Source organism: Melaminivora jejuensis, from assembly GCF_017811175.1.
Lineage (GTDB): Bacteria > Pseudomonadota > Gammaproteobacteria > Burkholderiales > Burkholderiaceae_C > Melaminivora > Melaminivora jejuensis.
Map to the genome: position 1 here is coordinate 300,525 of NZ_JACWIJ010000002.1, position 23,907 is coordinate 324,431.

At 69.0% G+C, this 23,907-nt stretch carries 23 protein-coding genes and 1 pseudogene; 7 read left to right on the forward strand and 17 right to left on the reverse strand.

All coding sequences use genetic code 11. The features are described 5' to 3' along the window. Positions 1 to 90: 90 nt before the first annotated feature. The 3 genes from IDM45_RS01670 to IDM45_RS01680 all read right to left on the reverse strand — a co-directional run bounded on the left by IDM45_RS01670 (position 91) and on the right by IDM45_RS01680 (position 1,943). Positions 91 to 561 carry an ABC transporter substrate-binding protein gene (locus IDM45_RS01670; protein ID WP_209421361.1) on the reverse strand — a complete coding sequence of 157 codons (471 nt, stop codon included), beginning with the start codon at positions 559 to 561 and terminating at the stop codon, positions 91 to 93. A gap of 406 nt (positions 562 to 967) precedes the next feature. Beyond that, positions 968 to 1,474: a flavodoxin family protein gene (locus IDM45_RS01675; RefSeq protein ID WP_209421362.1), complete on the reverse strand. Its 507-nt coding sequence runs from the start codon at positions 1,472 to 1,474 to the stop codon at positions 968 to 970. A 16-nt stretch (positions 1,475 to 1,490) separates the two neighbouring features. Then, a complete protein-coding gene (locus tag IDM45_RS01680) occupies positions 1,491 to 1,943 on the reverse strand; it encodes a CopD family protein (RefSeq protein WP_209421363.1) in 453 nt (150 codons plus the stop codon). Positions 1,944 to 2,115: 172 nt separating this feature from the next. Here IDM45_RS01680 and IDM45_RS01685 point away from each other — a divergent pair. Next, a pseudogene (locus IDM45_RS01685) lies at positions 2,116 to 2,547 on the forward strand (Rossmann-fold NAD(P)-binding domain-containing protein); the annotation flags it as partial. Here IDM45_RS01685 and IDM45_RS01690 read toward each other — a convergent pair. The 4 genes from IDM45_RS01690 to prpC form a co-directional block, all read right to left on the reverse strand. Next, positions 2,538 to 3,413, reverse strand: a complete 876-nt coding sequence (locus IDM45_RS01690; RefSeq protein WP_209421364.1) for an isocitrate lyase/PEP mutase family protein — start codon at positions 3,411 to 3,413, stop codon at positions 2,538 to 2,540. The pseudogene IDM45_RS01685 and the gene IDM45_RS01690 sit on opposite strands and share 10 nt — an antisense overlap. A 16-nt stretch (positions 3,414 to 3,429) precedes the next feature. Beyond that, positions 3,430 to 4,623, reverse strand: coding sequence for a 2-methylaconitate cis-trans isomerase PrpF (gene prpF / locus IDM45_RS01695; RefSeq protein WP_209421365.1), 1,194 nt, complete (start codon positions 4,621 to 4,623; stop codon positions 3,430 to 3,432). A gap of 102 nt (positions 4,624 to 4,725) precedes the next feature. Further along, positions 4,726 to 7,386, reverse strand: coding sequence for a Fe/S-dependent 2-methylisocitrate dehydratase AcnD (gene acnD, locus IDM45_RS01700; protein WP_209421366.1), 2,661 nt, complete (start codon positions 7,384 to 7,386; stop codon positions 4,726 to 4,728). Positions 7,387 to 7,499: 113 nt separating this feature from the next. After that, positions 7,500 to 8,678, reverse strand: coding sequence for a bifunctional 2-methylcitrate synthase/citrate synthase (gene prpC, locus IDM45_RS01705; protein ID WP_209421367.1), 1,179 nt, complete (start codon positions 8,676 to 8,678; stop codon positions 7,500 to 7,502). A 159-nt stretch (positions 8,679 to 8,837) separates the two neighbouring features. On the opposite strand from prpC, the gene IDM45_RS01710 reads away from it, so the two are divergent. The 3 genes from IDM45_RS01710 to IDM45_RS01720 all read left to right on the forward strand — a co-directional run bounded on the left by IDM45_RS01710 (position 8,838) and on the right by IDM45_RS01720 (position 10,916). Next, positions 8,838 to 10,301, forward strand: coding sequence for a short-chain fatty acyl-CoA regulator family protein (locus tag IDM45_RS01710; RefSeq protein ID WP_209421368.1), 1,464 nt, complete (start codon positions 8,838 to 8,840; stop codon positions 10,299 to 10,301). Between the two features lie 112 nt (positions 10,302 to 10,413). Beyond that, positions 10,414 to 10,665 (forward strand): type II toxin-antitoxin system Phd/YefM family antitoxin, encoded by a 252-nt coding sequence (locus tag IDM45_RS01715; RefSeq protein WP_209421369.1) that lies wholly within the window; start codon positions 10,414 to 10,416, stop codon positions 10,663 to 10,665. Further along, entirely contained in the window at positions 10,662 to 10,916 is a 255-nt protein-coding gene (locus IDM45_RS01720; protein WP_209421370.1) for a Txe/YoeB family addiction module toxin, read from the forward strand. Before IDM45_RS01715 ends, IDM45_RS01720 begins: the two co-directional genes overlap by 4 nt. A 10-nt stretch (positions 10,917 to 10,926) precedes the next feature. Here the strand turns inward: IDM45_RS01720 and IDM45_RS01725 are convergent, their stop codons facing one another. The 4 genes from IDM45_RS01725 to IDM45_RS01740 all read right to left on the reverse strand — a co-directional run bounded on the left by IDM45_RS01725 (position 10,927) and on the right by IDM45_RS01740 (position 14,862). Next, positions 10,927 to 11,373, reverse strand: a complete 447-nt coding sequence (locus IDM45_RS01725; RefSeq protein ID WP_209421371.1) for an RNA-binding S4 domain-containing protein — start codon at positions 11,371 to 11,373, stop codon at positions 10,927 to 10,929. A 168-nt stretch (positions 11,374 to 11,541) separates the two neighbouring features. After that, on the reverse strand, positions 11,542 to 12,570 hold the full coding sequence (hemH, locus tag IDM45_RS01730; protein ID WP_209421372.1) for a ferrochelatase: 1,029 nt from the start codon (positions 12,568 to 12,570) through the stop codon (positions 11,542 to 11,544). Between the two features lie 160 nt (positions 12,571 to 12,730). Further along, positions 12,731 to 13,540 (reverse strand): alpha/beta fold hydrolase, encoded by an 810-nt coding sequence (locus IDM45_RS01735; protein ID WP_209421373.1) that lies wholly within the window; start codon positions 13,538 to 13,540, stop codon positions 12,731 to 12,733. After that, complete coding sequence (locus tag IDM45_RS01740) at positions 13,540 to 14,862, reverse strand: O-acetylhomoserine aminocarboxypropyltransferase (protein ID WP_209421374.1); 1,323 nt, start codon at positions 14,860 to 14,862, stop codon at positions 13,540 to 13,542. Before IDM45_RS01740 ends, IDM45_RS01735 begins: the two co-directional genes overlap by 1 nt. 96 nt (positions 14,863 to 14,958) lie before the next feature. Between IDM45_RS01740 and IDM45_RS01745 the strand changes: the two genes are divergently transcribed. The 3 genes from IDM45_RS01745 (at position 14,959) to IDM45_RS01755 (ending at position 18,123) form a co-directional block, all read left to right on the forward strand. Continuing rightward, on the forward strand, positions 14,959 to 15,423 hold the full coding sequence (locus IDM45_RS01745; protein WP_209421375.1) for a CBS domain-containing protein: 465 nt from the start codon (positions 14,959 to 14,961) through the stop codon (positions 15,421 to 15,423). A 152-nt stretch (positions 15,424 to 15,575) separates the two neighbouring features. Beyond that, entirely contained in the window at positions 15,576 to 16,673 is a 1,098-nt protein-coding gene (gene aroC / locus IDM45_RS01750; protein ID WP_209421376.1) for a chorismate synthase, read from the forward strand. Positions 16,674 to 16,746: 73 nt separating this feature from the next. Then, on the forward strand, positions 16,747 to 18,123 hold the full coding sequence (locus IDM45_RS01755) for an MATE family efflux transporter (RefSeq protein ID WP_209423958.1): 1,377 nt from the start codon (positions 16,747 to 16,749) through the stop codon (positions 18,121 to 18,123). Here the strand turns inward: IDM45_RS01755 and phoR are convergent. The 6 genes from phoR to pstC form a co-directional block, all read right to left on the reverse strand. Further along, positions 18,044 to 19,444 (reverse strand): phosphate regulon sensor histidine kinase PhoR, encoded by a 1,401-nt coding sequence (gene phoR, locus IDM45_RS01760; RefSeq protein WP_209421377.1) that lies wholly within the window; start codon positions 19,442 to 19,444, stop codon positions 18,044 to 18,046. The genes IDM45_RS01755 and phoR overlap by 80 nt on opposite strands. 109 nt (positions 19,445 to 19,553) lie before the next feature. Then, positions 19,554 to 20,276 (reverse strand): phosphate regulon transcriptional regulator PhoB, encoded by a 723-nt coding sequence (gene phoB / locus IDM45_RS01765; protein ID WP_209421378.1) that lies wholly within the window; start codon positions 20,274 to 20,276, stop codon positions 19,554 to 19,556. Between the two features lie 62 nt (positions 20,277 to 20,338). Beyond that, entirely contained in the window at positions 20,339 to 21,040 is a 702-nt protein-coding gene (gene phoU / locus IDM45_RS01770) for a phosphate signaling complex protein PhoU (RefSeq protein ID WP_209421379.1), read from the reverse strand. Positions 21,041 to 21,172: 132 nt separating this feature from the next. Further along, entirely contained in the window at positions 21,173 to 21,955 is a 783-nt protein-coding gene (pstB, locus tag IDM45_RS01775) for a phosphate ABC transporter ATP-binding protein PstB (RefSeq protein WP_209421380.1), read from the reverse strand. 34 nt (positions 21,956 to 21,989) lie between these two features. Continuing rightward, entirely contained in the window at positions 21,990 to 22,877 is an 888-nt protein-coding gene (gene pstA, locus IDM45_RS01780) for a phosphate ABC transporter permease PstA (RefSeq protein WP_209421381.1), read from the reverse strand. Then, entirely contained in the window at positions 22,874 to 23,899 is a 1,026-nt protein-coding gene (gene pstC, locus IDM45_RS01785) for a phosphate ABC transporter permease subunit PstC (protein ID WP_209421382.1), read from the reverse strand. The genes pstA and pstC overlap by 4 nt, the downstream gene beginning before the upstream one ends. Positions 23,900 to 23,907: the final 8 nt, after the last annotated feature.

A 23,907-nucleotide genomic window follows, 5' to 3' on the forward strand; every position in this document is an offset into this window, starting at 1 on the left:
AAAGCCACCGCAAGGTGGCTGTTGTTCATCATGGACGGTGCCAGCCTGCCGCCTGGGCCCAGGGCCCGGGCACGAAGCATGGCGCACGGATCACATCGCCGCAGCGCGTGCCGCGGCCGCCTTGGCCTTGGCTTCGTCGGCCTTCTTTTGCAACTCGGCGGCATCGTGCTCGGCAGCCAGCGCCTCCTGTTTCTTCGCTTCCTTGGCGGCAGCTTCCTTGTCGTCATTGCCGGACAGGCTGCTCGCGATGGCATTGCCGGCCACGGCGCCGACCGCCGCTGCGCCCATGGTGCCGATCAGGCCCGGGCCGCGCGATGCGGCGCCAGGGGCTGCGACGGGAGCCGCTGCGGCTGGGGTCGCGGCCGGGGCCGGGGCTGCCGCCGGTGTTGCGGGCGTTGCCGCGCGGGGTGCGGCTGGCGCTGTGGGGGCCCCGGGGGCCTTGGCCGTGCGCGTAGCGCTCAGCCCCTTGCCCATGCGCTTGGCCTGCGCCATCGATGGAGCGAGCAGGGCTGCAGCAATCACAGCGGCAACGGCGGCAGTGGTGCGAAAAGAAAAGCTCACAGATTCATCCTTCCAATCAAGAACGTTGCAAAACCGAGTTTCCCCATCAGGACGTTGGCGACCTTGGGGATTCACGCGATACATGGGGGAGTGCTGAGCCATTCCAAGTCCCCCAGGGCGAGCCAGTGAGCGGCGCGTACGCCTGCATGGCGATTGAATGGGGCGATGGACATGAATGAAATTGCCATCCAGTGCTTTCCAGACAAGCGCTTTTAGCTATTAAAATAGTAGCAAAAGGCCGGCCTGGAACCATGCGTCCGATTGTGTCCCCTGGGCGGCCAGGACGAAATCACAGCCGAAATGCGCCCGCATGGCTCCGGGCGGAGCGCCGGGGACTTCGCGCGGATGACGGGCGCGGTGTGCCCATGCCGGCGTGCAGGCGGCCATCGTTCACAAGGCCTGAACGCTAGAAGACGCCCAGCGCTAGCCCGCTGGCCAACGCCTGGCCCAGCGCGCGGCACTGCTGCAGCTCGGCGGCGGCGATGGTCTTGGGCGCGGCGATGGCCTCGGGCGTCTGCGCGTGCGTGCAGACGATCAGCGGCTCGGCCACGCTCCTGAGCCGCCAGCCGGTGGCGATGCGCGCGATCTGGCGCGCCGCGCCCGTGCCGTCGCTGCCGGCGCAGACCAGGCTGGCGCAGGGCCGGCCCTCGATGCGCCCCAACACCGGGTAGTAGCAGCGGTCGAAGAAGTCCTTGAGCTGCCCGCTCATGGCCGCCAAGTTCTCGGGCGTGCAAAACACATAGCCGTCGGCGGCCAGCACGTCCTGCGGCCCGGCCGCGCTGGCGTGCAGCAGGCGCGCGTCGCAACCGGCCTCGCTGGCCGCGCCGGCGCGCGCCGCCTCGGCCATCTGGCGCGTGCCGCCGGTCTGGCTGTGCCAGACGATCAGCAGGGTCTTGCGCTGCGGTTGCGTCATGGCCCTGGCCCTGGCCTCACCACAGCAGCACGGCCACGACGATGGCCGTGCCCAGCAGCAAGTTGATGCCGACTATCGCCCGGATGCGCGCCAGCGCCGCGCCGCCCGCCGTCCAGTCGCCCGCTGCTACGGCGCTGTCCAGGCGCGACAGCAGCGACAGGTACAGATAGGCGTAGAGGGCCATCATCAAGATGCCCACGCCGGACATGAAAGTCCAGTCCCACGGCATGGCAAAGCCCCCGCCCATGCTGACCATGCCGATCATGGCCAGGCCCGTGGTCAGCACTATCACCACCGCCGCGCCCACGGCGGCCAGAAAGCGCTGCAGCACGCCGTGCAGCAGCGGCACGCGCTGGGCAGGTTCGAGTGCCTGCGCTGCCGGGCGCAAGAAAAAATGCGCGAACACCATGCCGCCCACCCAGACGATGATGGACAGCAGGTGCAGCAGTTTCAGGGCGTTGTAGAGCATGGCCGGAAAAGGTGGTGGACGAAATTGGCGCGCATTGTGCCCACGCTGGCAGTGTCCTCAGGGTTGGTGCGTTTAGGGTGTTGCGTCCTCCTGTGCTGCTGGCGCTGCCTGGCCTTGACCTTGAAGCGCAGTTCAAGGTTAACGTGCGGCAATCAGGACATCGCCCTAGACCATGGCCCGCAGCATCCTCCACGTAGTCACCAACGTGGCTCATTACACCGACCCCGCCGAGCCGAGCTTCACCAATGCGCTGGTCATCGACGCGCTCCGAAGCGGCAAGAAGCCCCGGGTGCCAGTACGTGACGACACGCTGCGTACGCTGATCTGGACGCAATGCGCCTGAGCCTATGGCCAGACCTGGCACCTGCCTTGCTGCGACGCCTATACGGTCATTGGCAAGTGGGCCTTGGTCGCCGCCGGCCTGTTTTCCCGGGAGGTGCGCGAGTTACGTGAACTGCTGCCCCGCTACGGGCACGACAACCTGTTCGACTCCACCAGATTCAAGCGCCGGTTTCCCCAATTCCAGGTGACCACCTATCGGGAAGGGCTCGATCTGATCTGCCTTTCAGCTTTCAGGCTAACCGCGCGCGTGGGTCATTGGTAGCGCTGCTCCAGCGCATCCCACTCCAGCTTGCCCACCAGCCGCTGGCGCTCGGCAAACGGCGCGACCAGGGCCGGGTCTTCGCGCACCTCGCGCGTATCGCGCAGCGTGGCCAGCACCTTTTGCATCCCGGCCAGCGCCCCTTGCAACGCAGCGTTGGCGTACAGCACGAAGCCGTAGCCCAGCGCGCCCAGCTCATCCGCGCCCACGATGGGTGTCTTGCCGCCGATGACCATGTTCATGAGCTGCGGCGCAGCCAGGCGCCGGGGCAGCTCGCGCACTTCGGAGGCAGAGGTCACGGCCTCGACGAACAGGATGTCAGCGCCGGCCTCGGCGTACTGCTGCGCCCGCTCCACCGCAGCGTCGAAGCCATGGACGGCGGCGGCATCGGTGCGCGCCATGATGAGCAGGTCGCCGTCGCGCCGGGCGTCGCAGGCGGCGCGGATCTTGCCGACCATCTCGCTGGCCTCCACCACGTCCTTGCCGCTGAAGTGGCCGCAGCGCTTCGGGCTGACCTGGTCTTCGAGCTGGATGCAGTCGGCGCCGGCGCGCTCCAGTACACGCACGGCGTGGTAGGTGTTGAGCGCGTTGCCAAAGCCCGTGTCGGCATCGACGATCAGCGGCAGCTCCACCGCATCGCGGATGCGCGCCGTGTGGTCGGCGATGTCGGCCAGGCCCATGAAGCCCTGGTCGGGCAGGCCCAGCCACATGTTGGTCACACCGGCGCCGGTGACGTAGATTGCCTCGAAGCCCATGTCGGCCACCACCCGGGCGGACAGGGCGTTGAAGGCGCCGGGAATGAGGACGCCGCGGCGCTGGGCCGCCAGCGCGCGCAACTGCTGCTTGGTGTTGTGCTGCTTGGTGCTCATATCGTGTCCAAAGTAATCAGAAACTGCCGGCGGGTACGCGCACCCAGCCTTCCATCAGGATGCGGGCGCTGCGGCTCATGACTGCCTTGCGCGCCTGCCACTGGCCGCCCGCGTCCTGTGCCACCTCGGCGCCCGCGCGCAGCGTGCCGCTGGGGTGGCCCAGGCGGATGTGCGTGCGCGGCGCACCGCCCGCCGCCTGGCAGACCAGCGTGCCGGGAATGGCTGCCGCAGTGGCGATGGCGACGGCCGCCGTGCCCATCATGGCGTGGTGCAGCCGGCCCATGGACAGGGCGCGCACCAGCACGTCCACGTCCTCTTGCGCGACTTGCTGGCCGCTGGAGGCGGTGTAGGCCGCAGGTGGTGCAACGAAGGCGATCTTTGGCGTGTGCTGGCGGCGCGCCGCCTCGGCCACGTGGTCGATCAGGCCCATGCGCACGGCGGCATGGGCGCGGATGGTCTCCAGGCGCGCCAGCGCTGCGGCGTCGCCATTGATGGCGGGTTGCAACTCGGTGCCGGTGTAGCCGAGGTCGTCGGCGTTCAGGAACACGGTGGGGATGCCGGCGTTGACGAAGCTGGCGGCAAAGCGCCCGATACCCGGCACGTCCAGCAGATCCTGCGCGTTGCCGGTGGGCAGCACGGCGCTGCTGGCGCCTTCCTCCTCGGGCGCGGGGTCGAGGAATTCGAGCACGATCTCGGCGGCGGGGAAGGCCACGCCGTCCAGCACGAAATCGCCCGCCTCCCGCACCTGCCCGCCATGCATGGGGACGTGGGCCATGATGGTCTTGCCAATGTTGGCCTGCCAGATACGCACGGTGCAGATGCCGTCCTGCGGCACGCGCTCGGGCGGCAGCAGGCCGGCGTACAGGGCGAAGGCGGCGGCGGCAGCCGTCAGGTTGCCGCAGTTGCCCGACCAATCGACAAAATCGTCCTCGATGGCGACCTGGCCGTAGAGGTAGTCCACGTCGTGGCCGGCTCGCGTGCTGCGGCTCACGATCACGCACTTGCTGGTGCTGGAGGTGGCGCCACCCATGCCATCCACTTGCTTGCCGTAGGGGTCGGGGCTGCCAATCACGCGCTGCAGCAAGCGGTCGCGCGCGGGGCCGGGCTGCTGGCAGGCCGGGGGCAGGTCAGTCAGGCGGAAAAAGACGCCCTTGCTGGTGCCGCCGCGCATATACGTGGCGGGGATGCGCAGTTGCGGGTTGTTGCTCATGTTTTCATAGCTGTTGACGCTGATTGGACGCCGGTTTGGCTCCCTATCCCCCGCAGGGGAGAGGGAGCCTGCGCGGCGGTGCGGCGCGGGTGGTTGCAGAGGTCACGGCAGGGCGGCGCAGTGCGCATCGGCCTGCATCGTTCCCCGCGCCGAGCGCGCCAGGAAATCCTGCGCAAAGCGTTGCAGCACGCCGCCGGCTTCATACACTGCCAGCTCATCCGCCGTATCCAGCCGGCAGCGCACCGGCACGCGCTGCACGGCGCCGCTGCGCTGGCGTACCAGCAGCTGCAGCGCGCCGCCCGGCTGCACCTCGCCCTGCACGTCGAACACCTCCGTGCCGTCCAGCCCCAGCGTGTGCCGCGTGGTGCCGGGCAGAAACTCCAGCGGCAGCACGCCCATGCCGATCAGGTTGGTGCGGTGGATGCGCTCGAAGCCCTCGGCCACGACCACCTCCACGCCGGCCAGCCGCACGCCCTTGGCCGCCCAGTCGCGGCTCGACCCCTGGCCGTAGTCGGCGCCGGCAATGACGATCAGCGGCTGGCGGCGCGAGAGATACGTCTCGATGGCCTCCCACATGCGCATGACCTGGCCGTCCGGCTCGACGCGCGCCAGCGAGCCGGCGCGCACCTTGCCGTCAGCGTCCCGCACCATTTCGTTTCTCAGGGCCGGGTTGGCGAAGGTGGCGCGCATGGCCGTCAGGTGATCGCCCCGGTGCGTGGCGTAGGAATTGAAATCCTCCTCGGGCAGGCCCATGCGCGCCAGGTATTCGCCGGCCGCGCTGTCGGCCAGGATGGCGTTGGAGGGCGACAGGTGGTCGGTGGTGATGTTGTCGGGCAGGATGGCCAGCGGGCGCAGGTTTTGCAGCGTGCGCGGATGCGCGGCCAGGGCGCCGATGCCCTCGGTGTCCCAATAGGGCGGGCGGCGGATGTAGGTGGACTGCGCTCGCCAGGCGTATTGCGGCGCGGCGCGCGGGCCGCTGTCCTGGCGCAGCGCGAACATGGGCTGGTACACCGCCCGGTAGTGCTCAGGCCGCACGGCGGCGGCCACCACGGCGTCGATGTCCTCATCGCTGGGCCACAGGTCGCGCAGGCGCACTTCGCGGCCATCCGCCACGCCCAGCACATCGCGCTCGATGTCGAAGCGGATGGTGCCGGCCAGCGCATAGGCCACGACCAGCGGCGGCGAGGCCAGGAAGGCCTGCTTCGCATACGGATGGATGCGCCCGTCGAAGTTGCGGTTGCCCGAGAGCACGGCGGTGGTGTAGAGGTCTCGGTCGATGATCTCCTGCTGGATGGCCGGATCGAGCGCCCCGCTCATGCCGTTGCACGTGGTGCAGGCAAAGCCGACGATGCCAAAGCCCAGGGCTTGCAGGTCGCCCAGCAGACCGGCTTCTTTCAGATACAGCTCGACCGCGCGCGAGCCGGGCGCCAGCGAGGTCTTCACCCACAGCTTGCGCTGCAGGCCCAGCCGCCGCGCGTTGCGCGCCAGCAGCGCGGCGGCGATCACGTTGCGCGGGTTGCTGGTGTTGGTGCAACTGGTGATGGCGGCAATGATGACGGCGCCATCGGGCATCAGGCCCTGCGCCTCGTCGGCGCGGGCCTGGTCCAGATCGATGGCGATGCCGCGCTCGGCCAGCTGCGCGGTGGGCAGGCGCCGGTGCGGGTTGGATGGCCCGGCCAGGTTGCGCTCCACGCCGGACAAATCGAACTGCAGCACGCGCTCGTACTGCACCTGCGCCAGCGCGTCCGCCCACAGGCCGGCGGCGCGGGCGTAGCTGTCCACCAGCTGCACCTGCTGCTCCTCGCGCCCGGTCAGGCGCAGATAGGCAAGCGTCTGCTCGTCGATGGCGAACAGGGCGGCGGTGGCGCCGTACTCCGGGCACATGTTGGAGATCGTTGCGCGGTCGCCGATGGTCAGGGAGCGTGCGCCGTCGCCAAAGAATTCGAGGTAGGCGCCGACCACCTTGTGCTGGCGCAGGAACTCGGTCAGCGCCAGCACGATGTCGGTGGCGGTGATGCCCGGCGGGCAGCGCCCGGTGAGCTGCACGCCGACGATCTCGGGCAGGCGCATCCACGACGGGCGGCCCAGCATGACGGCCTCGGCCTCCAGCCCGCCCACGCCGACTGCAATCACGCCCAGGGCATCGACGTGGGGCGTGTGGCTGTCGGTGCCCACGCAGGTATCGGGGAAGGCCACGCCGTCCTGCACGTACACGACGGGCGACATTTTCTCCAGATTGATCTGGTGCATGATCCCGTTGCCCGCCGGGATGACATCGACGTTGGCAAAGGCCTGCTGGCACCAGTCGATGAAGTGGAAGCGATCCTCGTTGCGCCGATCCTCGATGGCGCGGTTTCTGGCAAACGCATCCGGCTCGAAGCCGCTGCACTCCACGGCCAGCGAGTGATCCACGATCAGCTGCACCGGCACCACCGGGTTGACCTGCGCCGCATCGCCCCCCTGCGCGGCAATGGCGTCGCGCAGACCGGCCAGATCGACCAGCGCCGTCTGGCCCAGGATGTCATGGCACACGACGCGCACCGGCCACCAGGGGAAGTCGGCATCGCGGCGGCGCTCGATCAGCTGGCGCAGGTAGGCAGGCAGGTGCCGGGCATCGGCGCGGCGCACCAGGTTTTCCGCGTGGACGCGGGCGGTATAGGGCAGGCCGGCCCAGGCGTCGGGCGCCAGGTCTTCGACGGCGGCGCGGGCGTCGTAGTAGTGCAGGGCGGTGCCGGGCAGGGGTTTGCGGTAGGGGTGGGTCATCGTGTTTTGCGTGGGTTGTGGCTCCCTATCCCGCCAGCGGGAGAGGGAGAAAACAGCCGCTAGCCCTTGCCAGGCAAGGGGCAGCAGCTATCAAATTTGCATTTTCTGCACCCTCACAGGCGCTCGTCGATGGGCACAAATCGCTGATCCTGCGGCCCGACATAGTTCGCGCTCGGGCGGATGATCTTGTTGTCGATGCGCTGCTCGATGACGTGCGCTGCCCAGCCGCTGGTGCGGGCGATGACGAACAGCGGCGTGAACATGGCGGTGGGCACTTGCATCATGTGGTAGCTCACGGCGCTGAACCAGTCCAGGTTGGGGAACATGCGCTTTTCCTGCCACATGACGGCCTCCAGCCGCTCGGCGATGTCGTACATCTTCATCGAGCCGGCTTCTTCTGAAAGGCGCCGTGCCACGCCCTTGATGATGGCGTTGCGCGGGTCGCTCACCGTATAGACCGGGTGGCCGAAGCCGATCACCACCTCCTTGTTCTGCACGCGCCGGCGGATATCGGCCTCCGCCTCATCCGGGCTGTCGTAGCGCTTTTGCACCTCGAACGCCACCTCGTTGGCCCCGCCATGCTTGGGGCCGCGCAGCGCGCCGATGGCGCCGGCGATGCATGAGTACATGTCGCTGCCCGTGCCGGCGATGACCCGCGCGGCGAAGGTGGAGGCGTTGAACTCGTGCTCGGCGTACAGGTTCAGCGAGGTGTGCATGGCGCGCACCCAGCTGTCTGGCGCCCGCGTGCCGTGCAGCAGGTGCAGGAAGTGCCCGCCGATGGACTCGTCATCGGTCTCCACCTCGATGCGCCGGCCGCCATTGCTGAAGTGCCACCAGTACAGCAGCATGGAGCCCAGGCAAGCCATCAGCCGGTCGGCGATGTCGCGGCTGCCGGGCAGGTTGTGGTCGTCTTTCTCGGGCAGCGCGCAGCCCAGGGCCGATACGCCCGTGCGCATCACGTCCATGGGGTGGCTGGCGGCGGGCAGCTGCTCCAGCGCGGCCTTCACGCCCGCAGGCAGGCCGCGCAGGGCGCGCAGCTTGGCCTTGTAGGCGGCCAGCTCGGCGCGCGTGGGCAGCTTGCCGTGCACCAGCAGGTGGGCGATCTCCTCGAACTCGCAGACCTCGGCGATGTCCAGGATGTCGTAGCCGCGGTAGTGCAGGTCGTTGCCGCTGCGGCCCACGGTGCACAGGGCGGTGTTGCCGGCCGTCACGCCCGACAGGGCGACGGACTTCTTGGGCTTCGGGGCGGATGGCTGGGCGGCCTCGGGGACGGGGCTCAGGACGGCGCTCATGGGTGCAGGTTCTCCGTGTCGAAAGGCTATGGCGGGGCTTGCCACCCTTCGCAATTTACGCACAATGGCGCCCCCGCATAAGCCCTGAATTGGCGTAGCAAAGCGAAGCCTGCACCCAGGAATTGCAAATTTTGCGAACGACAGCAAAGAACCTCTGACATGAAAAAGACCTTCATGGGCGTGCGTCTGCGCCGCCTGCGCGAGGAGCGCGGCCTGACCCAGGTGGCGCTGGCGCGCGCGCTGGATCTGTCGGCCAGCTACCTGAACCAGATCGAGCAGAACCAGCGCCCGCTCACCGTGCCGGTGCTGCTGAAGATCAACGCCGTGTTCGGCGTCGATGTGCAGCAGTTTTCCGAGGGCGACGAGGCACGGCTGATCGCCGGCCTGCGCGAGGTCTGCGCCGAGCTGGCCGGCGGCGCAGCGCAGGACGCCGTGTCGCTGGCGGAAATCCGCGAGCTGGCGGCCAACATGCCCGCCGTGGCGCGCACGCTGCTGGCGCTGCACGACAGCCGGCGCGCTGCCGACGAGCGCCTGGCCGCGCTGTCGCAGCATCTGGAGGATGGCCGCGCCAACCCGGCTGCTGCCGCACAGCCGGCCCCGCCCATGGCCTTCGAGCAGGTGCGCGACTTCTTTTATTCGCGGCACAACCACATCGCGCCGCTGGACGATGCCGCCGAGGCGCTGGCCAGCGCCTGGGGCCTGCCCGAGCGCGTCAGCGACACCGCCCTGGCCCGGCGGCTGGAGGCGCAGCACGGCGTGCGCGTGGCCCTGCTGCCCGAAGCCGCGCCCGGCGCCGAGGGCGAGGCGGCGCTGCGCCGCTTCGACGCTCAGGCGCGCGTGCTGCATTTGGGAGCCAGCCTGCTGCCGGCGCAGCGCGCCTTCCAGATGGCGACGCAACTGGCCTTTCTGGAAGTCGAGGACGCGCTGGCCCAGACCGTGGCGCAGGCCGTGCAGACGGGCAGCCTGAGCGGCGCGGCGGCGCAGTCGCTGGCGCGCATCGGCCTGGCCAACTACTTTGCCGGCGCGCTGCTGCTGCCCTACACGCGCTTTGTGCGCGCGGCCGAAGAGCTGCACTACGACATCGAGCGGCTGGCGCAGCGCTTCGGCGTGGGCTTCGAGACCGTGTGCCACCGCTTGTCCACGCTGCAGCGCCCGGGCGCGCGCGGCGTGCCGTTTTTCTTCATCCGGGTGGATCGGGCCGGCAACATCAGCAAGCGCCAGTCGGCCACGCATTTCCACTTCAGCAAGATCGGCGGCACCTGCCCGCTGTGGAACGTGTACGAGGCCTTTGCCCAGCCCGGGCGCATCGTGCGCCAGCTGGCGCGGATGCCGGACGGGAGGTCTTATCTGTGGATTGCCCGCACCGTGACGCGCAGCGCCGGCGGCTGGGGCGCGCCGCAGCGGCAGTTCTCGGTGGCGCTGGGCTGCGACGTGCAGCACGCGGGCGCCCTGGTCTATGGACGCGGGCTGGATCTGGGCGATGCGGCGGCGTATGTGCCCATCGGCATGGGCTGCAAGGTCTGCGAGCGCACGGCCTGCCCGCAGCGGGCGTTTCCGCCGATCGGGCGGGCGCTGCAGGTGAGTGAGGACAGGAGCAGTCTGGTGCCGTATGAGGCGGGCTGAGGGGCGGGCCTGGGTGGGCGTGTAGATGCTACTGAATAAATAGCTGTCAGCGCTTGGTGGGCAAGGGTTTTAATTGATTTTGTACAATAATTAGTACATATTGGAGGTTGCCATGGATGCCATCACTTACTCTGCTGCCCGGGCCAATCTGGCGGCCACCATGGATCGCGTCTGCGATGACAGCGAGCCCATCATCATTACCCGCAGCGGCCAGCGGTCGGTGGTCATGCTGTCGCTGGAGGATTACAACGCACTGGAAGAAACTGCCTATTTGCTGCGCAGCCCGAAAAATGCCAAACGGCTGATGGACGCGATCGCTGAGCTGGAATCATGCAAGGGCCGTGAGCAGGCGCTGATCGAATGAAGCTGGTTTTTGCCGAACAGGCCTGGCAAGACTATCTGTACTGGCAGGAGAACGACAAAAAGCTGGTGCAGAGGATCAATGCTCTCATCAGGGAAACCAGCCGCACGCCATTTCAGGGGACGGGCAAGCCCGAACCCCTGAAGCACGCATTTTCAGGCTATTGCTCTCGGCGCATCACCGGCGAGCACCGGATGGTCTACAAGGCGAGTGAGGGGGAGCTGCTGATTGCCCAGCTGCGCTACCACTACTGATATGGATGGCTCAGGATTTGCCCGAGCCGCCGTCTCCCAGCGACGCACTCCACCTGTCTCCCCAGCCCGTGCGCAGCCTGTCCATGTCCCGCCGATCCCGCTTGGTCGGCCGTCCGCCCTGCAGGTCATCCGCCGGCTCTGGCGCCAGCCGCCGCGCCAGCATTGCCTGTTCGCGTGCCGCGATGCTTTCGGCGGTTTCGTAGTACAGCAGTTGCGCCACCGCCGCCGGCCCGCGCATGTTGCTCAAGCCGCGCACCACCACCGTGCGCGCCGTGTGGCCCTGGCGCAGCGCTACGGTATCGCCCACGCGCAACTCGCGCGCGGCCTTGGCGTTCTGGCCGTTCACGGTGACGCGGCCACGACCGATTTCCTCGACGGCCAGGCCGCGCGTCTTGTAAAAGCGCGCGCACCACAGCCATTTGTCCAGACGCATGGATTCCAGGGGTTGGGCAGTCATGGCGGTGATTCTTGCACGCCGCCCATGCCCCTGTCATGCCTGCTGGCCGGGTCTGGCTGTCAGCTAGCTGACCCATCGGCAGCTGCTGCCCAGGCCCGCATTGGCAATTGAGTTTGCAATCAAATTGATAGCTGTCAGCGCTTGATACACAAGCCTTTGGCCAGAATTTCATGCTTGCTGCTCGGGTGCTGAAACTGGCCAGCCGGCCAATTGCTGCTGCGCGATGCGCGACAGTGCGCCAATCCAGGCCGCGTCGTCGTTCAGGCAGGGGATGTAACGAAACTCCTGCCCGCCCGCCTGCAGAAAGGCTGCGCGCGCTTCCTGGTTGATCTCCTCCAGCGTCTCCAGGCAGTCGCCGGTGAAGCCGGGGCACATGACATCGACGCGCCGCGTGCCGCCCTGGGCCAGGGCCACCAGCGTGGGCTCGGTGTAGGGCTCCAGCCAGCGGGCGCGGCCAAAGCGCGACTGGAAGGTGACCTGGTATTGCTGCTCGGACAGATGCAGCGCCTGCGCCAGCAGCCGGGCCGTGGTACGGCACTCGTCGGCATAGGGGTCGCCCAAGCGCACGTTGCGCTCGGGGATGCCGTGAAAGCTCATGACCAGCCGCTCCGCCGGCCCGCCTTCGCGTGCCCAGTGCGCGCGCACGCTCCTGGCCAGGGCGGCGATGTAGTCGGGGTGGTCGTGGTAGCTGTTGACGAAACGCAGCTCGGGGTAGCGGCGTGCGCGGCGCACCCAGCGCGCCACGTCGTCGAACAGGCTGGCCGTGGTGGTGCTCGAATACTGCGGATACAGCGGCAGCACCAGCACGCGCTGCACGCCGGCGTCCTGCAGGGCCTGCAGCTGCGCGGCAATGGCCGGCTGGCCGTAGCGCATGGCCGGCAGCACCTGCACGCTGGCGCCCGCCTGGCCCAGCCAGCCGCGCAGCAGCTTGGCCTGGCGCTGCGTCCACACGGCCAGGGGCGAGCCTTCGGGCGTCCAGATGGTGGCGTACTTGGCCGCCGAGCGCCTCGGGCGGGTGCGCAGGATGATGCCGTGCAGGATGGGCAGCCACAGCAGGCGCGGGATCTCGACCACGCGCGGGTCGCTCAGGAATTGCGCCAGGTAGCGGCGCAGCGCCGGCGCGGTGGGTGCGTCGGGCGTGCCCAGGTTGCACAGCAGGACGGCGGTGGTGGGCGGTAGGGGAGGGGTGTGGGGCATGGGGCGCGATTGTGGCCGGCAACTTCGGCGGGGAGTTGCTCCCTCGTCCCTTTGGGGAGAGGGTGGGGGAGAGGGGTGGTTCAGGCGCAGCGCCCTTGCCGGGTACCCTCACCCCCGCCCTCTCCCGCACGCGGGAGAGGGAGCGAAGAGCATGGCCGTGCTATCGGCGCAGAAAATCCCGGATTGCCAGCAGCGTCTCGTGCGGCGCCTCGGTCATCTGGTTGTGGCCCACGGGCAGGTTGGCCACCTGCACCTGCCTGCCGGCAGCGCGCGCGCCGTCGATCAGCCCCTTGGCAGCGCGCGGCGGCGTCATCTGGTCGCCTGCGCCCAGCACGAACAGCACCGGGCACTGGATGCGCGCAATGGCCTGTTCGCCGCCGGCGTAGCTGTCGCAGGCGACGAAGCCACGGTGGAACACGTTGGCCGCGCGGTTGCCCTGCAGCACGCGCCGGCCCAGCGCCATGCCGGCGCCATAGACCCACATGCCCGCCCCGGTAGGCGGCGCCAGCGTGCTGCGCGAGAACACGTTGATCATCTTGAGCGCCGCCTCGGGCGTGTTCTGTGCCGACTCGATCAAGGCCGGCGAAACCTTCATCGGATAGGCCGTGCCCACCAGCACCAGGTGGCTGATGCGCTCACCCAGGCGCCCGGCCGCCTCCAGCGCGATCAGCGAGCCCCAGCTGTGGCCGATCAGCGCCGCGCGCTGCACGCCGGCCGCATCCAGCAGCGCGGCGATGAAGTCCGCCGCCTGCTCGACGCTTTGCGGCGCCTCGCCGCCGCTCCTGCCGTGGCCGGGCAGATCGACGGCCAGCACGTTCCAGCCGTGGTGCGCCAGATAGCGGCTTTGCCAGGCCCAGACGCTGTGGTCGCCCAGCACGCCGTGGATCAGCACGGCAGTGGGCTGCGCGGGGTCGAAGGGCCGTCCGCCGGTGTAGCAATAGGCGCGGGCGCCGTTGACTTCGTAGTTCATCACGCACCTGCCTTTCCAGCGTGCTTTTCCGCTGCCCTCAGGGCGCGCTTGAGGTCGTCGATCAGATCGTCGGCCTCCTCCAGTCCGATGGACAGGCGGATCGTCCCCTGGCTGATGCCGCCGGCGGCCAGCGCCTCGTCGCTCATGCGAAAGTGCGTGGTGCTGGCGGGGTGGATGACCAGGCTCTTGGCGTCGCCCACATTGGCCAGGTGGCTGAACAGCTGCAGGCTTTCGATGAACTTCTTGCCCTGCTCGCGGCTGCCTTTGATGTCGAAACTGAACACCGAGCCAGCGCCGCGCGGCAGCAGCTTTTGCGCCAATGCGTGGCTGGGGTGGGATTCGAGCATCGGATGCCCCACGCGCGAGACAAACGGGTGGCTGGCCAGGAACTGCACCACGCGTTCGGTGTTGCGCACGTGCCGCTCCATGCGCAGCGGCAGCGTCTCGATGCCTTGCAAGATAGTCCAGGCCGAGTGCGGACTCATGCAGGCGCCGAAGTCGCGCAGGCCCTCGCGCCGCGCGCGCAGCAAGAAGGCCGCGACGCTGGATTCTTCGGTGAACACCATGCCGTGAAAGCCGTCGTAAGGCTCGGTCAGCTCGGGGAACTTGCCCGCCGCTGCGCCGCCCTCCCAGTCGAAGCGCCCGCCATCGACCAGCACGCCGCCAATGACCGTGCCGTGGCCGGACAGGAACTTGGTGGCCGAGTGATAGACCAGGTGCGCGCCGTGCTCGAAGGGCTTGATCAGCCAGGGCGAGGTCAGGGTCGAGTCCACCAGCAGCGGCACGCCGGCTTCTTCGGCGATCTGGGCGATGGTGGGGATGTCCAGCACCTCCATGCCGGGGTTGCCCACGGTCTCGCCCAGCAGCAGCCGGGTATTGGGCCGGATGGCGGCGCGCCAGCCGTCGATGTCGCCGGGTTTCACGAACGTGGTCTCGATGCCGAAGCGGCGCAGCGTGTAGTGCAGCAGGTTCTGCGAGCCGCCGTACAGGGCGGTGCTGGCGACGATGTGCCCGCCCGCGCCCATCAGCGTGGCCACGGCCAGATGCAGCGCGGCCTGGCCGCTGGCGGTGGCGATCGCGCCCACGCCGCCTTCGAGGGCCGCCACGCGCTGCTCCAGCACGTCGGTGGTCGGGTTGCTCAGGCGGCTATAGACGTGGCCGGGGCGCTCCAGGTTGAACAGCGAGGCGGCGTGGTCGCTGGACTCGAACACGAACGAGGTCGTCAGGTACAGCGGCGTGGCACGCGCGCCGGTCGTGGGGTCTGGCTGACTGCCCGCGTGCAGCGCGAGCGTGTCGAAGCCAGGGTCGGAATATCCGGGCATCCGTGTCTCCAAAGTGGTCAATGCGCCGGGGATTGTGGGCTATATTTTCCCGAGCACTCCCGGCTGCGCCGGCCCCACTGCCCCTTGCGAGACACCATGAAAGTCAGCGACATCCTGCGCCTCAAAGGCAACACCCTCTACACCGTGACGCCCGATGAGCGCCTGGCGCAGGCCGTGCAGACCATGGCCGAGCGCGACATCGGCTCTCTGGTGGTCATGGAATATGGCGACCTGGTGGGGATGCTCACCTTCCGCGAGATCAACCAGGTGCTGGCGAAAAATGGCGGCAGTGTCGGCACCATGCTGGTGCGCACCGCCATGGACGACGCGCCCCTGACCTGCACGCTGGAGACCGACATGGACGAGGTGCGCCGCATGATGCTGGGCTGCCACGCGCGCTACATGCCGGTCATGGAAAACCGCATGTTGATGGGCGTGGTCAGCTTCTACGACGTGGCCAAGGCGGTGGTGGACAGCCAGAACTTCGAGAACAAGCTGCTCAAGGCCTACATCCGCGACTGGCCGGAGGAAAAGTCGCAGCCGTCCGATCAGGCGGGTTGAGTATTCCGATCAGGCGGGTATTTCACTCTCTCCCTGCAGGGGAAGGCCGTCCTTGCTCCCTCCTCCTCTGGGGAGGGCTGGGGTGGGGCCAGCGACGGTGGCCCCGCCAAGCAAGAACCCAGCGCTGGGGCCAGCGATAATCCCGCCCCACTATGAGCGGCAACACCCTAGGCACCCTGTTTTGCGTCACCAACTTCGGTGAGTCCCACGGCCCGGCCATCGGCTGCGTGATCGATGGCTGCCCGCCGGGCATGGAGCTGTCCGAGGCCGACATCCAGCGCGACCTCGATCGCCGCCGTCCCGGCACCAGCCGCCACGTCACCCAGCGCAACGAGCCCGACGCCGTGGAAATCCTCTCGGGCGTCCATGAGGGCCGCACCACCGGCACGCCTATTGCCCTCTTGATCCGCAACCAGGATCAGCGCAGCAAGGACTACGGCAACATCGCCCAGAGCTTTCGCCCCGGCCACGCCGACTACAGCTATTGGCACAAGTACGGCCTGCGCGATCCGCGCGGCGGCGGGCGCTCGTCGGCGCGCCTCACCGCCCCCACAGTGGCTGCCGGCGCCGTCGCCAGGAAGTGGCTGCAGGAAAAATTCGGCACGCAGTTCCGTGCCTGCATGACCCAGCTCGGCGAGCTGCCCATCGCCTTCGAGGGCTGGGAGCACGTGCCGCACAACCCCTTCTTCGCCCCCGTGGCCGACGTGCAGCGCTACGAGGACTACATGGACGCGCTGCGCCGCGCCGGCGACTCGTGCGGCGCGCGCATCCGCGTGCAGGCCACAGGCGTGCCCGTCGGCCTGGGCGAGCCACTGTACGACCGGCTGGACGCCGATATCGCCCACGCCCTGATGGGCCTGAACGCCGTCAAGGGCGTGGAGATTGGCGCCGGCTTTGCCAGCGCGGCGCAGCGCGGCACGGTGCATGGCGACTCGCTCACGCCGCAGGGCTTTGCCAGCAACCACGCCGGCGGCATCCTGGGCGGCATCAGCAGCGGGCAGGACATCGAGGTCAGCATCGCCATCAAGCCGACCAGCTCCATCATCAGTCCGCGCCAGTCCATCGACATCCACGGCAACAGCGTGGACGTGGTGACCAAAGGCCGCCACGATCCCTGCGTCGGTATCCGCGCCGCGCCGATCGCCGAGGCGCTGCTGGCGCTGGTGCTGATGGATCACGCGCTGCGCCAGCGCGCCCAGTGCGGCGACGTGGCCCAGGCCGTCGGGCCGATCGCCGCCAGCGCGCGCTGATGCGCGGATCCGTTTTGCGCCGATCCATTGCGACCTGAGCTTGCAAGTCTCCGCCCGATCGCGCCTGCGCCTGCTGCGCGAGCTGCCCACCCTGCTGGGCCACGCCGTCACGGTGCTGGCCGGGCAACTGGCCGTCATGGCCTTTGGCGTCACCGACACCATCGTCGCCGCTCGCCACTCGCAGGAGGCGCTGGCTGCGCTGTCGATCGGCTCGGCGGTCTTCATCAGCGTCTATGTGGCGCTGATGGGCGTGCTGCAGGCGCTGCTGCCCATCTGGGCCGAGCAGCGCGGCGCCGGGCAGGACGGCGCCATCGGCGCCAGCGTGCGCCAGTCGCTGTACCTGTGGCTGGCCGCCAGCGTGCTGGGCATGGCGCTGCTGCTGGCGCCCGGCCCCCTCCTGCGCGCCACCGACGTGCCGCCCGAGCTGCAGGGCGAGGTGCAGCGCTACCTGGGCATCCTGGCCTGGGGCCTGCCGCCGGCGCTGCTGTTTCGCATCTACAGCACGCTCAACCAGGGCCTGGGCTGGCCGCAGTTGGTGACCTGGCTGCAGGTCGGCTCGCTGGCTCTCAAGGTGCCGCTGTCGATCTGGTTCACCTTCGGCGGCGCCGGGCTGGCGGCGCAGGGCGCGGCGGGCTGCGCCTGGGGCACGCTGATCGTGAACTACGCGCTGGCGGCGCTGGGCCTGGGGATGCTGCGGCGCAGCGCCCGGTATGCGCCGCTGCGCCTGTGGCAGCGGCTGGAGGCGCCCGACCGCGCGCAACTGCTGCGCTTCGTGCGCCTGGGCCTGCCGGCGGGGCTGGCCATCCTGGTCGAGGTCACCTCCTTCACGCTGATGGCGCTGTTCATCGCCCGCCAGGGCGCGCTGGCGGCCGGGGCGCACCAGATCGCCTCCAACCTGGCCGCCGTGCTGTACATGGTGCCGCTGTCGCTGGGCATTGCCGCCAGCGCCCGCGTGAGCTTCTGGCGCGGCAGCGGCCACGAGGCGCGCGCCGCGCGCGTGGCCTGGCTGGGCCTGGGGCTGACGGTGGGTCTGGCGCTGGTGCTGGCCGCCGTACTGTTTCTGCTGCGCCAGGGCGTGGCCAGCCTCTATACCAACAGCGCCGAGGTCGCCGCGCTGACCGCCGGCCTGCTCGCCTGGGTGGCGCTGTATCACATCGCCGATGCCGTGCAGGCGCTGTGCATCTTCGTGCTGCGCAGTTGGCACGTCACGCTGGCGCCGCTGCTGATCTATGGCGTGCTGCTGTGGGGCCTGGGGCTGACGGGCGGCTATGCGCTGGCCTATCGCGGCCTGTTCGGGCTGGGGCCGCTGCATTCGCCCGTGGCCTTCTGGGCCGCCAGCGCCGGGGCGCTGGCCGTGGTGGCGCTGGCGTTCACGGCGCTGCTGGCGCTGGTGATCCGGCTGCAGCGCCAGGGCCGGCACAGGCGGGCTGGCGCACGCGCGACGCACTGAACTGGACGCTGAAGGTCGAGCCCTGGCCCGGCGTGCTGTCGATGTGCAGCAGCGCGCCGTGGCGCTGCAGCACGTGGCGCACGATGGCCAGGCCCAGGCCGGTGCCGCCGGTGTCGCGCGAGCGGCTGCGGTCGATGCGGTAGAAGCGCTCGGTCAGGCGCGGCAGGTGCTCGGGCGCGATGCCCGGGCCGCTGTCGCTGACGGCAAAGCGCGCGCCGCCGTCGGCCAGCCACTGCCACTGCACGCGGATGTGGCCGCCCGCCGGCGTGTAGAGCACGGCGTTGTGGATCAGGTTGGCCAGCGCGCTGTGCAACTCGCCCGCGCTGCCGGCGAGCTGCCCGCCGCGCAGCTCCAGCGCCGGCGGGAATTCGATGGCGTGCGCCGGCCCGCCCTGCGCGAGGCTGGCCGACAGGGCCTGCGCCTCGCTGTGGCACTGCGCCAGCAGCGCGCCGATGTCCACCCAGTCCTGCAGCCCCGGCGCGGGCTGGCCTTCCAGGCGCGAGAGTGTGAGCAAGTCCTGCACCAGTTGCTGCATCCGCTGGCCCTGGCGCGCCATCAGCGCCAGGTAGCGCGCGCGCTCGTCTTCGGACAGGGCCAGGGTCTGCAGGGTCTCGACGAAGCCGACCAGCACCGTCAGCGGTGTGCGGATCTCGTGCGAGACGTTGGCCACGAAGTCGCGCCGCATGGCCTCGGCCTGCTCCAGTTGCGTGATGTCGCGCGACAGCAGCAGGCGCCGGCCCTCGCCGTAGGGGTGCAGGCGCACGTCCAGGCGCACCGGGCGTGCCGGCGTGCTGGCGCGCCCGGCCAGCAGCACGCCGGGCGCCGGGTCGGCGCTGGCCAGGTAGGCGGTGAAGTCCGGCTCACGCACCAGGTTGGCGATGGATTGCAGCGTGTCGCGCCCGGCGTCCAGGCCGAAGTGTTCCTGCGCCACCTGGTTGCACCACTCGATGCGGCCTTGCGCGTCCAGCAGCGTCACGCCGTTGGGCGAGGCCTGCAGCGCCGCCAGGATGTCCTGCAGCCGCGCGTCGCTGGCCTGGGCGCTGCGGTGCGTGCGCCGCAGCAGGCGCTCCATGCGCCCGGCCGCCTCGCCCCAGGGGCCGGGCAGGCGCGGCAGGGCGGGGGCGGCGCTGGCGGCTTCATGGTTTTTTTCCTGGCTTTTGTCGCGCAGCCAGGACGCCAGCCGCCGGCCCTGCCAGCCGTCCCAGGCCAGCCACAGCCAAGCCCCGGCGCAGGCGCCCGCGCCGGCGCCCCAGGCACCGCCCAGCCAGCCGCCGGCACCGGCCCCAACCCCCTGGCACAGCATCAGAACGAGCAGGCGCATGGGTGCATCCTGTGTGGGGTAGCTATGAAAAAAATAGCTGGCATCGCTTGCTGGTAAACGTTTTGATGACCAATATACGGTGAAATCGTTGCCTGGCAAGCGCTACAAGCTATGCTTTTTGCTGATCTTTTGGCGCATCCGCCGGCTGCAGCGCCGTCAGCCTGTAGCCGGTGCCGCGCACCGTCTCGACCATGCAGGCGGCCTCGCCCAGGGCTTCGCGCAGGCGCTTGATGTGGACATCCACCGTGCGCTCTTCGATGAAGACGTGGTCGCCCCAGACCTTGTCGAGCAGTTGCGCGCGCGTGTGGACGCGCTCGGCGTGGCGCATCAGGTGCTGCAGCAGGCGAAATTCCGTTGGCCCCAGCCTGAGCGGCTGGCCCTGCCAATGCACGCGGTGCGCCGCGCCGTCCAGATGCAGGGCGCCGACATGCACGTCCTCGTCGCTGTGCTCGGGTGCGCGCCGGCGCAGCACGGCGCGGATGCGCGCCAGCAGCTCCTGCGTGGAAAAGGGCTTGGTGATGTAGTCGTCGGCGCCCGCGTCCAGGCCGGCCACCTTGTCGGGCTCGTCGCCGCGCGCGGTGAGCATCAGGATGGGCACGGCCTTGGTGCGCACATCGGCGCGCCAGCGCCGCGCCAGTTGCAGGCCGCTCATGCCGGGCAGCATCCAGTCCAGCAGGATAACGTCGGGCAGCACGGCGTCGAGCTCGCGCTGGGCGGATTCGCCGTCCTCGGCCCAGATGGGCGCAAAGCCGTTGTGCCGCAGGTTCACGGCCACCAGTTCGGCGATCGGTGCTTCGTCCTCGACGATGAGTACGCGGGGGGGTTTCTTCATGCAGGCAGGTGGGCAAGACGGACACAAGGCGGACAGCGGGCAGCAGGCTGCCCAGCGCGGCCTCAGGCGAGGGCGGACTCGATCTCGTGCAGCGCCCGGTGGCGCACATCGCGGCCCTCGACGAGGTAGATGATCAGCTCGGCCACGTTCTTGGAGTGGTCGCCGATGCGCTCAATGGCCTTGGCCAGGAACAGCAAGTCCAGGCTGGGCGAGATCTTGCGCGGGTCTTCCATCATGTAGGTGATGAGCTTGCGCACGAAGCCGTCGAATTCCTCGTCGATCAGGTCGTCCTCCTTGAGGATGGCCAGCGCGGCGCGGGTGTCCAGCCGGGCGAAGGCGTCCAGCGCCTTCCTCAGCAGGCCCGAGGCCAGGTCGGCGGCCACGCGCAGGTCGCTGGTGGGCAGGGCGCGGGCGGCGCCGCTGTCGATGATGGACAGGCACATGCGCGCCATGCGCGTGGCCTCGTCGCCCATGCGCTCGAGGTTGGCCGTGGCCTTGGAAAAGGCCATCAAGAGGCGCAGGTCGCGCGCCGTGGGCTGGCGCCGGGCGATGATGGTGGTGAGTTCGTGGTCGATCTCCACTTCCATGGTGTTCACCCGCTGCTCGAGCTGCTCGACCTCCTGCGCCGCCTCGGGGCTGAAGTGCGACAGCGCGTGGATGGCCTGGCGGATCTGCGACTCCACCAGCCCGCCCAGCTCCATCACGCGCGCGGAGATGGCGTTCAACTCGCTGTCGAACTGCGTGGAAAGGTGTTTCTCGGTCATTTCTTCTCCTCAGGTCTCAGTCGCCTGCAATGTTCTGTACTGGCACGCGGCAGGCCAGTGCCACCGCGCTTTGGATCCCCCGCCGCGCTGGTGGCGCCCCCTTGGGGGAAGCGGCGCAGCCGCTCAGGGGGATCACCCAAACCTTCCGGTGATGTAGTCCTCGGTTTCCTTGCGCTGGGGCTTGAAGAACATGGCCTCGGTCTCGCCGAATTCCACCAGGTCGCCCAGGTACATGTAGGCGGTGTAGTCGCTGCAGCGCGCGGCCTGTTGCATGTTGTGCGTGACGATGACCACCGTGTACTCGTTCTTGAGCTCGGCGATCAGCTCCTCGATCTTCGCGGTGGAGATCGGATCCAGCGCCGAGCAGGGCTCATCGAGCAGCAGCACCTCGGGCAGCACGGCGATGCCGCGCGCGATGCACAGGCGCTGCTGCTGCCCGCCCGAGAGGCTGGCGCCGCTTTGGTGCAGCTTGTCCTTGACCTCGCTCCACAGCGCGGCCTTGTGCAGCGCCCACTCCACGCGCTCGTCCATGTCGGCCGCGCTCAGGGCTTCGAACAGCTTCACGCCGAAGGCGATGTTGTCGTAGATGGACATCGGAAACGGCGTGGGTTTCTGGAACACCATGCCGACCTTGGCGCGGATCAGCGCCACGTCCTCGCGGCTGGTCAGCAGGTCTTGGCCGTCCAGCAGGATCTGGCCCTGCGCGCGCTGCTCGGGGTACAGCTCGAACATGCGGTTGAAGGTGCGCAGCAGCGTGGACTTGCCGCAGCCCGAGGGCCCGATGAAGGCCGTCACCTTGTGCTCGGGAATGTCCAGGTTGATGTTCTTGAGGGCATGGAAGCGCCCGTAGTAGAAGTTCAGGTCGCGCACGGTGAGCTTGGCGCGCGGGGGTGGGGCGGTGCGGGTTGAGGGCATGGGAACTTTCGCTGAGCAGGGGGTCGTTGCGTTGTTATTTCTGCCGCGCCAGCACGCGCGCCAGCACGTTCAGCGCCAGCACGGCTACCGTGATGAGCAGCACCGCGGCCCAGGCCAATTGCTGCCAGTTCTCGTAGGGGCTCATGGCGAACTTGAAGATGGTCACCGGCAGGCTGGCCATGGGCTTGGACAGGTCGCCGTTCCAGAACTGGTTGTTCAGCGCGGTGAAGAGAAGCGGCGCCGTCTCGCCGGCGATGCGCGCCACGGCCAGCAGCACGCCGGTGGTCACGCCGGCGCGCGCGGCGCGCAGCGTCACCAGGGTGATGACCTTCCACTTGGGCGTGCCCAGGGCGTAGGCCGCCTCGCGCAGGCTGGCGGGCACCAGGATCAGCATGTTCTCGGTGGTGCGGATGACCACCGGAATGACGATCAGCGCCAGGGCCATGATGCCGGCCCAGGCCGAGAAGCTCTTGAAGCGCGCCACCACCACTGCGTAGACGAACAGGCCGATCACGATGCTGGGCGCCGACAGCAGGATGTCGTTGACGAAGCGCGTGGCGCCGGCCAGCCAGCCGCGCGTGTCGTATTCGGCCAGGTACACGCCGGCCAGGATGCCCACGGGCGTGCCCACGCAGGTGGCCAGCAGCACCATCACGAAGGAGCCGAAGATGGCGTTGGCGATGCCGCCGGCCTCGTTGGGCGGGGGCGTCATCTCGGTGAACAGCGCCAGGCTGAGGCCGCCCAGGCCCAGGCGCAGCGTCTCCCACAGGATCCAGATCAGCCAGAACACGCCGAAGGCCATGGCCAGCAGCGACAGCGTGAGCGCGACGCGGTTGAGCCGCTTGCGCGCCGCGTAGCGCCGTGCGCGTACCTGCGCCAGCTCGGCGGCGGCGATCAGGTGCTGGGATGTGGTGGTGCTCATGCGCCGGCCCCCTCGCTTTTCTTCAGGCGCGCCAGCAGCAGTTTGGACAGCGACAGCACGACGAAGGTAATGAAGAACAGCACCAGGCCCAGGTAGATCAGCGAGGCCTGGTGCAGCCCTTGGCCGGCCTCGGCGAATTCATTGGCCAGGGCCGACGTGATGCTGTTGGCCGCCTCGAACACCGACAACGAATCGAGCTGGTTCATGTTGCCGATCACGAAGGTGACGGCCATGGTCTCGCCCAGGGCGCGCCCCAGGCCCAGCATGATGCCGCCCAGCACGCCCGACTTGGTGTAGGGCAGCACGACCTTCCAGACCACCTCCCAGGTGGTGGCGCCCAGACCGTAGGCGGACTCCTTGAGCAGCGCCGGCGTGACCTCGAACACGTCGCGCATGACCGAGGCGATGAACGGAATGATCATGATCGCCAGGATGATGCCGGCCGACAGGATGCCGATGCCCACCGGCGGCCCCGACACCAGCGCGCCGAAGTACGGCACGCCGGCAAGCAGCGCCTGCAGCGGCTGCTGCACCCAGGTGGACAGGATGGGGCCGAAGACCATCAGGCCCCACATGCCGTAGACGATGGAGGGCACGGCCGCCAGCAGCTCGATGGCGGTGCCCAGGGGCCGCTTGAGCCAGGCCGGCGACAGCTCGGTCAGGAACAGCGCAATGCCGAAGCTGACCGGCACTGCCACCAGCAGCGCGATGAACGAGGTGGCCAGCGTGCCGTAGATCATGACCAGGCCGCCGAAGTCGTTTTGCACCGGGTCCCAGACGCTGCTGGTCAGAAAGCCCAGGCCATAGGCCTGGATGGCCGGCCAGGCGCCCTCCAGCAGCGAGGCCATGATGCCCAGCAGCAGTGCCAGGGTGATCAGCGCCGCCCCGCGCGCCAGGGCGCCGAAGATGCGATCGGCGAGCACGCCGGAGACCAGCGAGGGACGCGATGGCGGCGAGCTTCGGGAAGCGCCGCGCGCCGCCTCGATCGGCGGCGCCTGGTGGACTGGCAGCATGGTGGACATATCCGTTG